The organism is Bacillus sp. FSL K6-1003 (genome assembly GCF_037964945.1).
In the GTDB taxonomy this organism is placed as follows: Bacteria; Bacillota; Bacilli; order Bacillales; family Bacillaceae; genus Bacillus; species Bacillus mojavensis.
On the sequence record NZ_CP150176.1, the window covers coordinates 3,621,118 to 3,634,374 of the forward strand.

Below are 13,257 nucleotides of genomic sequence, written 5' to 3' on the forward strand. Positions count from 1 at the left end.
AAAATTATATCAGTGATTTACTTCTTTTGCAAATAGATTTTATCTTCTGGCTGATGATAGATTTGCCTGCTTCCATTCTTGATTGAGAATATCGAAAAATTCCTGGTTTGTTTTGGTTTTTTTCATTTTTCTCATGAATTTTTCCGCGAAATCAGGCGAATCTGACATCGTTTTGCGGATAGACCATAAACGGTCAAGATGCTCTTTAGGCACAAGCAGCTCTTCCTTACGCGTTCCAGAACGGCGAATATCGATTGCAGGGAAGATGCGGCGTTCTGCCAGAGAGCGGTCAAGATGAAGCTCCATGTTGCCCGTTCCCTTGAATTCTTCATAGATTACATCATCCATACGAGATCCTGTATCAACAAGAGCAGTGGCCAGGATCGTTAAGCTTCCGCCTTCTTCGATATTTCTCGCTGCCCCGAAGAAACGCTTCGGACGGTGGAACGCTGCCGGGTCAATCCCTCCGGACAGTGTTCTTCCGCTCGGCGGAATCACTAGGTTGTAGGCACGGGCAAGGCGTGTGATACTGTCCATCAGGATAATAACGTCTTTCTTGTGCTCAACGAGGCGCATAGCGCGTTCAAGCACAAGCTCGGCTACTTTGATATGGTTTTCCGGCACTTCATCAAACGTTGAGCTGACGACATCCCCAGCAACAGAACGCTCAATGTCCGTAACCTCTTCCGGTCTTTCGTCGATCAATAGGACAATCAGCTCTGCTTCAGGCTGGTTCGCTGTAATGCTGTTGGCGATTTCCTTCAGCAGCATCGTTTTCCCGGCTTTCGGCGGCGCTACAATCAAGCCGCGCTGGCCAAAGCCTACCGGCGCCATCATATCCATAATTCTTGTAGACAAGAAATTCGGTTTTGTTTCGAGCACCATATGGCGGTCTGGATAAAGTGGAGTAAGGGCTGGGAAGTGAACACGCTCTTTTGCAGATTCCGGATCATCTCCATTTACCGCTTCAACGTGCAAAAGTCCATAATAACGCTCATTTTCTTTTGGCGGGCGAACTTTGCCTGATACTTTGTCTCCATTCCGCAAATCGAAGCGGCGGATTTGTGAAGCTGAGATATAAATGTCTTCAGAGCTTGGAGAATAGTTGATCGGTCTCAGGAAGCCAAATCCCTCTGATTGGATGATCTCAAGAACACCTTCCATAAACAAAAGATCTTCCTGTTCTGCATTCGCTTTCAGAATAGCGAAAATCAGTTCTTTTTTTGTCAGTTTACTGTAGTAGGAGATTTTATAATGTCTTGCAAGTTCATATAGCTCTTTCAATTTCATATTTTCCAAAGAGGAAATAGATACGTCTTTCATAAAAACACCACGCTTTTCATAGTCAATATCTTACTTTACACATGTAATCTGCTGCTTTTGCACAACATCCGCCAAAGCACATTCTTTTTTTAACATAAAGGAACTTCTATCGGTAACACTTCCACCCATGATCGGCGCTTTTGTTAAAAGGATTGTCTTAATGAGTTTTGAAGGAAGCGAGGACAAAAACATGAGAAGATCAATACTTATATCGTCTGATGCGGTAGAAATTGAAACTTTCCTAGTGCTTAAAAGAAGGAATTACGCAGTTAAAAATCGCAGCACTCTTTATTTTTACCTTATTTCAAAAAATTATTCAACTGAAATAAGGTTTTGACACGCAATTGATAGGGTTGTCTCTTATTTGCAAAAGAAAAGCGGGTCAACACCCGCTTTTTCTCTTTGTTATGGACGGATTACGAGATTTGGTTTTTTCTTCAGGCTGTGTCTGCCGTCAACAAAACGGACGGTGCCTGATTTCGCACGGATGACCAAGCTTTCAGTCGTGCCGACAGACCCTTTGAATTGAACGCCTTTTAACAGCTCCCCGTCAGTTACGCCGGTAGCCGCAAAAATAGCGTCATCGCCTCTCACAAGGTCTTCCATACGAAGCACTTTGCTTAAATCAAGTCCCATTTTGTTGCAGCGTATGATTTCTTCCTCGCTTTGCGGAAGAAGTTTACCGATAATTTCTCCGCCTAGCGCTTTTAACGCGACAGCAGATAGGACGCCTTCAGGAGCTCCGCCTGATCCGAACAGGATGTCTACGCCTGTGTGGTCGAAAGCCGTATTGATGGCGCCGGCGACATCCCCATCATTGATCAGTTTGATTCTGGCGCCGGCCTCACGAAGCTCAGAAATGATTTTTTCGTGTCGATCGCGGTTTAAAATGGTAGCAACGACGTCCTCGACGTCTTTGTTTTTCGCTTTTGCTACCGCTCTAAGGTTATCAATGACTGGAGCTTCAATATCAATGCAGCCCACCGCTTCCGGACCGACTGCGATTTTCTGCATATACATATCTGGAGCATTTAAAAGCGTGCCGTGGTCAGCAACTGCAATAACAGTGAGCGCGTTCCAGCCGCCGCTTGCTAAGATGTTTGTGCCTTCGAGAGGATCAACAGCGACATCGACGCGCGGACCGTACCCGTTTCCGAGTTTTTCCCCGATATAAAGCATCGGCGCTTCGTCCATTTCTCCTTCTCCGATCACAACAGTTCCTTTCATCGGGACTGTATCAAAAACGTCTCTCATTGCGCTTGTTGCTGCTTCATCAGCCTCGTCTTTCTTTCCCCTGCCCATCCATCTTGCTGATGCTAATGCCGCAGCTTCAGTCACACGGACCAATTCCATTGATAAACTTCTTTCCATCTCAACACGATCTCCTCTCGCAAATAACCAATTAAGAATTTTGCATCTGTTCTATCTCTTCATCAGTCATTCTCTCGCGCCAGATTGTGGCTCCCAAACCCTCTAGTTTCTTCTCTAGGCTGCTGTATCCGCGATCAATATGCTCCAGACCTGTAATTTCTGTCACACCGTCGGCCATCAGCCCGGCAACCACTAAACAGGCTCCGGCCCGCAGATCGCTCGCCTTCACCTTAGCGCCTTGAAGCTCGACAGGACCCGTGATGATTGCAGATCTGCCCTCTACTTTCATATTAGCGCCCATTCGTCTCAGCTCATCAATATGTTTGAATCTCGCCGAATAGATGGTGTCAGTCACGACGCTTGTCCCTTTTGCTCTCGTCAAAAGCGCCGTCATCGGCTGCTGCAAATCAGTCGGAAACCCCGGGTATACTAGGGTTTTTACATCAACCGGCTTAAGATTTTTCTGCCCTCCGACAATGAGCAGCTGGTCGTCGCTTGTCTCAATGTGAAAGCCCATTTCTCTCAGCTTTGCTGTTAAGGACTCAAGGTGAGTCGGGATGACATTATCAATGATGACCTCTTTGCCCATCGCAGCTCCTGCAATCATAAAAGTTCCGGCTTCAATTCTGTCCGGAATGATCGTATGTTTGCAGCCGTGCAGTTCCTTCACGCCATCGATTCGGATGACGTTGGTTCCAGCACCTTTGATTTTTGCGCCCATGCTGGTGAGCAATGTCGCGACATCAATAATCTCCGGCTCTTTCGCAGCGTTTTCGATGATGGTTTTTCCTTCTGCCAAAACAGCCGCAAGCATAATGTTAATCGTTGCCCCGACGCTTACGACATCTAAATAAATACGTGCGCCTCTCAGCCTTTCAGCGCGCAAATAAATCGCGCCCTGTTCATTGGTCACTTCAGCTCCGAGCGCTTCGAAACCCTTGATGTGCTGATCAATCGGACGGGGGCCCAGGTGGCAGCCGCCAGGCAATCCGATGACGGCCTGTTTAAAGCGGCCGAGCATCGCCCCCATTAAATAATAAGACGCGCGCAGTTTTTTCACTTTTCCGTTAGGAAGCGGCATGCTGATCATTGATGTGGGGTCGACAATCATTTCCCCATTCTCAAAATGCACATTGCCGCCGATTTCCTGTAACAGGTCACGCAGCGTTTCAATATCTGAAATCTCAGGAAGCCCTTCTATTGTCACCTCGGAATTTGCCAAAATGGTTGCTGGTATTAATGCAACAGCACTGTTTTTAGCGCCGCTGATGTGTACTGTACCGTTTAACGAGTCACCGCCGGCAATATTCAACTTTTCCATGATAGTCTCCTTCCATAAGAAGATAGCTGCGGAGCTAAATAAAATGGCATTTTATTCTGTCTCTGCAAATAAAGCTCATGTCCAAAATCTAGCCAATTCGGAGAGAAAGAATACAACACATTGTAAAATATCAGGAAGAAAATAGCGAAGCTTTGCGGGGGGCATAGGTTTCAAAAAATCGACAGAGACCCGCCGGCTATAGAGACATCTTCGTCATCCGGCAAAAGCAGCACGCAACCCTCATTCCGATATCAGCTTCTGCAGCCCAATGATTCCTTCTCTGTAAGCGGCATGCATCTGAAGGTCCGCTGTACCAGGATGGTGAAAAACAAAGGCCGCGGCAAACAGGCATACACTCTGTTTGCCACCGCTTAAATTACTTGTTCCAGTCTGCCAGGAACTGTTCGATTCCTTTGTCTGTTAACGGGTGCTTTGTCAGCTGATAAATGACTTTAAGCGGCATTGTGCCGATATGAGCCCCTCTTAATGCAGCTTCAGTTACATGCTGAGGATGGCGGATTGACGCCGCAATGATTTGCGTATCAAGCCCGTGGATATCAAAAATCTGCTTAACTTCTGAAATCAGGTCAAGCCCGTTATGGCCGATATCATCTAAGCGGCCCAAGAATGGTGATACATAGGTAGCACCCGCTCTTGCAGCAAGAAGCGCTTGGTTTGCATTGAAGATCAATGTAACATTTGTTTTAATGTTTAAGTCAGTAAGTGCTTTTACGGCTTTTAAACCGTCAGCCGTCATCGGGATTTTCACTGTGATGTTCGGAGCGATTTTCGCCAGTTCTTTTCCTTCCTCGATCATTTCCTCAGCTTTCAGAGAAATAACCTCGGCACTTACAGAGCCCGGAACAACTTCTGTGATTTCACGAAGACGGTCATGGAACGATACGTTAGCTTCTTTTGCTACTAAACTAGGATTCGTTGTTACACCGGCAAGGATTCCTAATTCATACGCTTCTTTAATCTCATCGATATTGGCTGTATCAATAAAAAATAACATTTACAAAAGCCTCCCAGAGTAAGAATTTTCAGAACTGTGAATATGATTGCGCTTTCTAAAGATAGACGGAAAACCGCCTGTCAAGCTGTCAGGCGGCTATAAAAAGTTCCAATTGAATTAAGCTTGGTTTGAAGAACCAAATTCACGCATTTTACCGATAACAGTTTCTTTAATCGCTTCGCGAGCAGGTCCAAGGTATTTACGTGGATCGTACTCGTCAGGCTTAGCTGCCAATGTTTCGCGAACAGCTTTTGCAGAAGAAATTTGGTTTTCAGTATTTACGTTGATTTTAGCTGTACCAAGTGAGATTGATTTTTTGATGTCAGCAGTCGGAATTCCAGTACCGCCGTGAAGAACGAGCGGAAGACCAGTTGACTTTCCGATCTCTTCCATTTCTTTGAAACCAAGGTTTGGCTCACCTTTGTAAGGGCCGTGAACAGAACCTAATGCAGGTGCAAGGCAGTCGATGCCAGTGCGCTCAACAAGCTCTTGGCACTCTTTAGGATCAGCGTAGATTACGCCTTCAGCGATAACGTCGTCTTCTTGTCCGCCGACTGTTCCAAGCTCAGCTTCTACAGATACTCCGTGGAAATGAGCAAGCTCAACAACTTTAGAAGTTGTTGCTACGTTTTCTTCAAATGGATGGTGAGAAGCGTCGATCATTACAGATGTGAAACCTGCATGAATCGCTTTCGCACAAGATTCAAAGCTTGAACCGTGGTCTAAGTGGATCGCAACAGGAACTGTCACTTTGTACTCTTCCATTAGTGCTTTTACCATAGCTACGACTGTTTTGAAGCCGCCCATGTAGCGTCCCGCACCTTCGGAAACACCAAGGATCACTGGAGATTTTTCTTCTTCAGCTGCTTGTAAAATCGCTTGAGTAAACTCAAGGTTGTTTAAGTTAAATTGTCCTACAGCATAACCTTTTTCTTTAGCTGTATTCAACATTTCCGTCATTGAAACTAAAGGCATGTCGAATGTCCTCCTTATGTAGCCTGATTGTCTTCTAGCGAAAAAAGCTTTCCACCCTAGCATGACCCATAATTTGCTGTCATATGTAAATACACAGATCGCTTTTTCTCCATAACTAGAATACCAACTTTTCGACAAATCGGCAACACAATGACCTCATTCAATTGTTTCTTCTTTTTGTCAGTTAGACTTCAGGGGCAGATATTTTTTGACGGCGTCTCTGATTTCGTCGATGTCAAACGGCTTCGCAAAGTGCGTCAATGCGCCCAGTTCCTTTGATTCTTGGATCATATCGAGTTCTCCGTAAGCCGTCATGATGATCACGCGGATGTTTTCATCAATGACCTTCATCCGTTTTAAGATTTCGATTCCGTCCATACCCGGAATTTTCATATCCAGAAGGACAAGGTCCGGGCGTTCTTTTGTCACGATATCAAGCGCTTGAAGGCCGTTCGCAGCCTGAAATGTCTGATAGCCCTCTTTATTGAACACTTCGTTAAGCAAAATACGTATTCCGTATTGATCATCAACGATTAAAATTTTTTCATTCATCATTTTACACCCCAATATTATGATTTTCGTCAAAAGTAAGCAGTAGTTTATGTATTCTGTTTGATTTTCCTATTTCCTTTAATTATAATAGTCTACTTTACGACATTTTCTGAGCATTTTCTCTTTTGTTGTATACTGTTATTGTACGTTATAAAGGAGGATTCACTCATGTTGAAAATATTTACAACACAGTTAACAGGTATTTTTTCCCGCATTCAGGATAAGGAATCTGACTCGATTGAAGATGGGGCGCGATTGCTCGCTCAAGCGGTGATTAGCGGGCATTCCATCTATATATACGGGGCTAATGAGCTTCAGGGCATCTTACATGAGGCAACCGAAAGCAAAGAACCGCTTCCTTCCGTCAAAGCGTTTCCCGCTAACGCTGATGATGTGACAGAAAGCGACAGGGTGCTGATGTTTTGCTCAGGGACAGGTACAGATGAAGAACAAGCGCTCGCGAAAGAGCTTTATGAAAAAGGCGCGGGGGTCGTCTGCATATCACCGGCATCCAAAGACAGCGCCGGAATCGAACAATATTGCGATGTGCATATTGATTCAAAGCTGAAAATGCCGCTTGTTCCCGATGAAGACGGCACCCGCTATGGCTTCCCTTCATTAATGACAGCATTGTATGTCTACCATGCTCTATCATTTACATTAAAAGAAATTCTGCAAGAGTATGCATAATCACTTATTGTACATGCTGTATCTTGCCGGAAACAAATAAAAAAGACTTGTCCGCTTTTGACAAACGGCAAGTCTTTTTTTATTATTTCTGATTTGCAGCTTCAACAGACGCTCCGATAAAGCCTTTGAATAATGGCTGAGGTCTTGTCGGTCTAGACTTGAACTCTGGGTGGAACTGAGAAGCCACGAACCAAGGATGGTCTTTCAGCTCGATAATTTCAACAAGGCGTCCGTCCGGGCTAGTGCCTGAGAATACAAAGCCTTGGTCTTCCATTTGCTGTCTGAATTCGTTGTTGAATTCATAACGGTGGCGGTGACGCTCGTACACCACTTCATCCTGATACACTTCAAATGCTTTCGTGCCCTCTTCAAGCTTACAAGGGTAAAGGCCGAGGCGAAGTGTTCCTCCAAGATCTTCAACATCCTTCTGTTCAGGAAGAAGATCGATAATCGGGTATTGAGTTGACGGATCAATTTCAGCAGAGTGAGCGCCTTTTAAGCCTAATACATTTCGGGCATACTCAATAGATGCAACCTGCATACCTAAGCAAATGCCCAGGAACGGAATGTTGTTTTCGCGCGCATATTGTGTCGCAATGATTTTACCTTCAACACCGCGGTCTCCGAAGCCGCCCGGTACGATAATACCGTCTGTGCCGCTAGTAAGCTCTCCGATGTTGCTTTCTGTTACTTCCTCAGCGTTAATCCATTTTACTTTTACATCTGTGTCAAACGCGTAGCCCGCGTGACGAAGTGATTCAACGACAGAGATATAAGCGTCAGGAAGCTCAACATATTTTCCGACAAGTCCGATTGTGATTGTTTGAGACAGGTTGCTGACCTTGTTCACAAGCTCTTTCCACTCGGACATTTCCGCCTCTTTGCATGCCAATTGCATGTGCTCGCAAACAAGCTTATCAAGTCCTTGTTTTTGAAGCTCAAGCGGAATGGCATAGAGGTTGTCCGCATCTTCACATTCAATAACCGCTTTTGTATCGATGTCGCAGAATAAAGCGATTTTGTCCTTCATATCTTGAGAAATCGGCATTTCTGTACGAACAACGATAATGTTTGGCTGAATGCCCAGGCTTCTTAATTCTTTTACGCTGTGCTGTGTCGGTTTCGTTTTCAGTTCGCCGGCAGCTTTAATGTAAGGCACAAGTGTACAGTGGATGTACATCACGTTTTCACGGCCGATGTCACTCTTCATTTGGCGGATGGCTTCAAGGAATGGCAGGGATTCGATGTCTCCTACAGTACCGCCGATTTCTGTAATCACGACATCCGCGTTTGTTTCTTTACCCGCACGGTATACGCGGTCTTTCAGTTCGTTTGTGATGTGCGGAATAACCTGCACTGTTCCGCCGAGGTAATCTCCGCGACGTTCTTTTTTAAGAACTGTTGAATAGATTTTCCCTGTTGTTACGTTGCTGAATTTATTCAGGTTGATGTCGATAAAACGCTCATAGTGCCCCAGGTCTAAGTCTGTTTCAGCGCCGTCATCTGTTACGAATACTTCACCGTGCTGGTACGGGCTCATCGTTCCCGGATCAACGTTGATGTATGGGTCGAATTTTTGAATTGTGACGTTCAGTCCGCGGTTTTTCAGCAAACGCCCTAATGAAGCTGCTACAATACCCTTTCCAAGTGAGGATACGACTCCCCCAGTTACAAAAATATATTTCGTCATTTCGTTTGCTCCTCTCTTCGCTCTAAGCTACATTTCTTAAAATGTACCGTTTTATAAGAAATCATTTAGCCTTTTAAATGATTTATAAGAAAAATGAGGGGTGAAAATAAGAAAGCTCCCTTTCAATTTCTTGAAAGGGAGCATAACGTTCTATGTTCTCTCTTCGTTTTTGAAGAGCCCAAAATACATACTACCTAGTTCGACTATGAAAGTCAAGATCGATTTGGGGATGAAATTCTTTTACGATTTTTTATCCTCATCGCCTTCATCATAGTCATCTTCTTCATCATCTTCTTCATCGTCATCAATGAGATCCTCGTCAATTTCGAGCTCGTCATCGTCGTCTTCATCGATATCGTCAAACTCATCAGCATCGAGATCAAGTTCTTCCTCAACCTCAGCTAAATCGAGGTCGTCTTCGTCAACCACTTCAAATTCATCAAGATCAAGATCTTCTTCGACGGCTTTTTTGGCTTTTTTCTTTTTCGCCTTAACTGTCGGCTGTGTTTCTTCATCAAGCTGATCGTACGGATACCAGCTGCGAAGACCCCAATTCTGGTCAGAGAGCGCCAAGAAACGGCCGTCAATGTTTAAATCTGTATAAAATTGTGCGACGCGGTCTCCTAACTCTTCTTTTTTCACGCCGAGCAATGATGCAATTTCATTTAAAAGCTCCTGAAAAGGAACTGGTTTTTTATGATCTTCAAATAATTCGTGAGCGATTTCAACTAAAGCCATTTCCTTTAGCTGTTCCTGTGAATATTGTTTGATACCCAAGGTCGGACACTCCCTTTCTATTACTTATATGTATCTGTTTTATCAATAATGAAAGCGATATTGTATCGTTCTTATACAAACCATACCTCTCATTATAAACAAAATAAAACAGAATATGCTACCCTTAACAGCGTTAATTTAAATAAATTTACAAGAGTGATCCGACTGATAGATATTTTGCCTTATTCTGCGAGCATTCTGGCGATAACCAGCCTTTGAATTTCTTGGGTGCCTTCGTAGATTTGCGTAATCTTCGCGTCGCGCATATAGCGTTCTACCGGATAATCCTTCGTATAGCCATAGCCGCCGAAAATCTGTACAGCTTCGGTCGTGACCTTCATCGCCGTATCCCCTGCCAGCAGTTTGGACATGGCGGAGGCTTTTCCATACGGAAGGCCTGACGATTCCAGCCATGCCGCTTGGTAGGTCAATAGCCTTGAAGCTTCTATCATTGTCGCCATATCTGCAAGTTTAAAAGCTATGCCCTGCTGCTCGGCGATCGATTTGCCGAACTGTTTTCTTTCTTTTGCGTATTGAAGCGCCGCATCAAGCGCTCCCTGGGCGATGCCAACAGCCTGTGCCGCGATGCCGTTTCTTCCCCCGTCCAGCGTCTTCATCGCGATTTTGAAGCCTTCTCCTTCTTCACCGAGAAGATTTTCTGCGGGAACGACACAGTCTTCGAAGATGATTTCTGTTGTCGGAGAAGAACGGATGCCTAGTTTCTTTTCTTTCTTGCCTGTCAAAAATCCTTCAAAATCCTTTTCAACAATAAAAGCAGAAATGCCTTTTTTCTTTTTTTCAGCGTCAGTGACTGCAAATACAATATAAATATCAGCGGCGCCGCCGTTTGTAATAAACACTTTTGATCCGTTTAATACATAGTCATCACCGATTCGCTCAGCAGTTGTTTTCATCCCGCCGGCATCTGAACCGGAGCCTGCTTCAGTCAAAGCGAAAGCCCCGATTTTCTGTCCAAGCGCCAGCTGTGTTAAGTATTCTGACTTTTGTTCTTCTGTGCCAAATGCAAACAGCGGCCAGCCGCAAAGCGATATATGGGCGGAAAGCGTCACGCCGGTGGAGGCGCAGACTTTTGACAGTTCCTCCACCGCTATAACATAAGCCAGGTAGTCACTTCCGATTCCGCCGTAAGCTTCAGGCCACGGAATCCCTGTTAATCCTAAATCCGCCATTTCCCGAAACAGGTCACGATCGAAGCGTTCTTGTTCGTCACGTTCTGCCGCTGTCGGTGCAACCTCATGCTTCGCAAAATCTCGAACCAATTTCCGAATCATTTCGTGTTCTTCTGTTAATGAAAAATTCATCGCTTTTCCCCCATTGTCATATCAGCGCCCAAGACAGATTGAGCCAGAAGCTCCGCGACATCATACGTTTTGACACGATCTTCCGCTTCTTTTGCCTTTGTGCCGTCCCCAAGCATCGTGAGGCAGTACGGACAGCCGGAGCTGATTACCGACGGATTGACTGCCAGCGCTTGCTCTGTTCTGGCGACATTAATCCTGTTTCCTGACTCTTCCTCCATCCACATTAAGCCACCGCCAGCTCCGCAGCACATGCCGGTTTCCCGGTTTCTCTCCATTTCAATAAGCTGCACGCCCGGAATGGCTTTTAGAATCTCTCTCGGCGGATCATAGACTTCGTTGTACCGTCCCAAATAGCACGAGTCGTGGAAGGTGATCGTTTCATGAACTGGGTGCTGCGGTTTTAGTTTCCCGTTCTTCACCAGATCGGCCAGCACTTCCGTATGATGATACACTTCGCCTTCAAAGCCGAAATCAGGATATTCGTTTTTAAATAAATTGTATGCGTGCGGGTCAATCGTAACGATTTTTTTCACATTATTTTTTTCAAATTCCGAGATATTCTTTTCTGCCAGTTCTTGAAATAAAAATTCATTTCCGAGGCGGCGCGGGGTGTCCCCTGAATTTTTTTCTTTGTTGCCGAGGATCGCAAAGGTCACACCTGCTTGGTTCAGCAGTCTCGCAAAGGAGATGGCGATCTTTTGGCTTCTGTTGTCGTACGAACCCATGGAACCGACCCAGAAAAGGTATTCGAATTCTTTTTCCTCTTTTTTCAATTCTTTTACTGTCGGAATCTCGGCATCTGGAGCTGCGTCGCGCCAATTTTCACGTTCCTTGCGGTTGAGGCCCCACGGATTGCCCTGTCGCTCAATACTCGTCATTGCCCGCTGTGCGTCACTGTCCATTTTTCCTTCAGTCAGCACGAGATAGCGGCGGAGATCGATAATTTTATCAACATGCTCGTTCATGACGGGGCACTGATCCTCACAGTTTCGGCAAGTGGTGCAGGCCCAAATTTCTTCTTCGGTAATGACGTCGCCGATTAAGCTCGGATTGTAATCAAGCGTGGCGGCGGCTTCCCGCGATCCGCTCCCTGAGGCTGCCGCTGCCAGCTGGTTCCCTCTCGTATGGCTGAATGCTGCAGCCGGCACCCATGGCGAGCGCGAAGTGACGGCAGCACCTTTTTCTGTGAGGTGGTCCCTGAGGCGTAAAATTAAATCCATCGGCGACAGCATTTTTCCGGTGCCTGTCGCAGGGCACATATTGGTACAGCGGCCGCACTCGACACACGCATACAGATCAATCAGCTGGGACTGCCTGAAATCCTCAATTTTTCCTGCTCCGTAGCTTTCTTTTGTTTCGTCAGTGAAATCAATTTTTTCGAGCTTTCCGGACGCTTCAAGTCTGCTGAAAAAGACGTTGGCAGGACCGGCAATTAAATGAGCGTGCTTTGACTGCGGCACATACACTAAAAAGCTCAGTAAAAACAGGAGGTGCATCCACCATGCGATATAGAAAATCACCGCAGCACCCGTCTCCCCGATGCCGCCAAGCAGAAACGCGATTCCTGAGGCAATTGGCTCGCTCCAAGAAAGCCCGTGATCATGCCAGATCAGATTCATTGCGTTCCCTAGTAAAACCGTTAGCATTAAACCGCCGATAAAAATGAGAACAAGTCCAGCTTTAAAGCCTCGTTTCAGCCTGACGAGCTTTTCGATATACCGTCTGTAAAATGCCCAGCCAACCGCAACTAAGATCAGAAACGTAACGATTTCCTGAAAAAAAGTGAAGGCGGGATAGATTGGGCCAAGCGGCAGATTTTGATCCGGGACCAGCCCTTTGATGATAAAATCAATCGCTCCGAACTGAACCAATATAAAGCCGTAGAAAAACATGACGTGAATGATCCCGCTTTTCTTATCCTTGAGCAGTTTTTTCTGTCCGAATACATTCACCCATATGGCCTGAAGCCGTTCCTTGATCCGCTTATCGAATTGTTCCTTTTGGCCAAGCCTGATGTAAGCAACCCTTGTTTTGACCAAATAGACAAACAAATAAACAGCGTAAGCGGTTACAATCAGAAATAATAATGCATTGACAATAAGAAAGCCGCTCATTCCAATTCCCCCTTTTTACTGATGAAGACCGTGATCCCCTGCCCCAGAATCTGTATAAGGTTATCTTTATGATAAATAATGAATGAGTGTTCAGTCAATAATTAAAT

Annotated in this window: 12 protein-coding genes; 1 reads left to right on the plus strand and 11 read right to left on the minus strand. The window is 45.4% G+C overall.

The features are described 5' to 3' along the window. Positions 1-39: 39 nt before the first annotated feature. From rho to spo0F, 7 genes are all read right to left on the minus strand, one after another. Complete coding sequence (gene rho / locus NSU16_RS18495) at positions 40-1,323, minus strand: transcription termination factor Rho (protein ID WP_010332253.1); 1,284 nt, start codon at positions 1,321-1,323, stop codon at positions 40-42. 30 nt (positions 1,324-1,353) lie between these two features. Next, the gene (locus tag NSU16_RS18500; protein WP_032731180.1) at positions 1,354-1,515 is read right to left on the minus strand and encodes a hypothetical protein; all 162 of its coding nucleotides are present in this window, start codon (positions 1,513-1,515) and stop codon (positions 1,354-1,356) included. Positions 1,516-1,728: 213 nt separating this feature from the next. Further along, positions 1,729-2,694 carry a class II fructose-bisphosphatase gene (gene glpX / locus NSU16_RS18505; protein WP_010332254.1) on the minus strand — a complete coding sequence of 322 codons (966 nt, stop codon included), beginning with the start codon at positions 2,692-2,694 and terminating at the stop codon, positions 1,729-1,731. A 31-nt stretch (positions 2,695-2,725) separates the two neighbouring features. Beyond that, on the minus strand, positions 2,726-4,015 hold the full coding sequence (locus tag NSU16_RS18510) for a UDP-N-acetylglucosamine 1-carboxyvinyltransferase (protein WP_010332255.1): 1,290 nt from the start codon (positions 4,013-4,015) through the stop codon (positions 2,726-2,728). A 376-nt stretch (positions 4,016-4,391) separates the two neighbouring features. Further along, a complete protein-coding gene (gene fsa / locus NSU16_RS18515; RefSeq protein WP_010332256.1) occupies positions 4,392-5,030 on the minus strand; it encodes a fructose-6-phosphate aldolase in 639 nt (212 codons plus the stop codon). A 117-nt stretch (positions 5,031-5,147) separates the two neighbouring features. Then, positions 5,148-6,005: a class II fructose-bisphosphate aldolase gene (locus tag NSU16_RS18520; RefSeq protein ID WP_003235826.1), complete on the minus strand. Its 858-nt coding sequence runs from the start codon at positions 6,003-6,005 to the stop codon at positions 5,148-5,150. Between the two features lie 180 nt (positions 6,006-6,185). After that, positions 6,186-6,560 (minus strand): sporulation initiation phosphotransferase Spo0F, encoded by a 375-nt coding sequence (gene spo0F, locus NSU16_RS18525; protein WP_003227621.1) that lies wholly within the window; start codon positions 6,558-6,560, stop codon positions 6,186-6,188. Between the two features lie 165 nt (positions 6,561-6,725). Here spo0F and NSU16_RS18530 point away from each other — a divergent pair, with 165 nt between their 5' ends. Beyond that, positions 6,726-7,247, plus strand: a complete 522-nt coding sequence (locus NSU16_RS18530; protein WP_339191696.1) for a DUF2529 domain-containing protein — start codon at positions 6,726-6,728, stop codon at positions 7,245-7,247. An 82-nt stretch (positions 7,248-7,329) separates the two neighbouring features. Here the strand turns inward: NSU16_RS18530 and pyrG are convergent, their stop codons facing one another. The 4 genes from pyrG to NSU16_RS18550 form a co-directional block, all read right to left on the minus strand. After that, complete coding sequence (pyrG, locus tag NSU16_RS18535; RefSeq protein WP_010332258.1) at positions 7,330-8,937, minus strand: CTP synthase (glutamine hydrolyzing); 1,608 nt, start codon at positions 8,935-8,937, stop codon at positions 7,330-7,332. Positions 8,938-9,177: 240 nt separating this feature from the next. Then, positions 9,178-9,714, minus strand: coding sequence for a DNA-directed RNA polymerase subunit delta (rpoE, locus tag NSU16_RS18540; protein WP_326204000.1), 537 nt, complete (start codon positions 9,712-9,714; stop codon positions 9,178-9,180). 182 nt (positions 9,715-9,896) lie between these two features. Next, a complete protein-coding gene (acdA, locus tag NSU16_RS18545; RefSeq protein ID WP_286059391.1) occupies positions 9,897-11,036 on the minus strand; it encodes an acyl-CoA dehydrogenase AcdA in 1,140 nt (379 codons plus the stop codon). Next, the gene (locus tag NSU16_RS18550) at positions 11,033-13,150 is read right to left on the minus strand and encodes a heterodisulfide reductase-related iron-sulfur binding cluster (protein WP_286059389.1); all 2,118 of its coding nucleotides are present in this window, start codon (positions 13,148-13,150) and stop codon (positions 11,033-11,035) included. Before NSU16_RS18550 ends, acdA begins: the two co-directional genes overlap by 4 nt. Between the last annotated feature and the right edge of the window lie 107 nt (positions 13,151-13,257).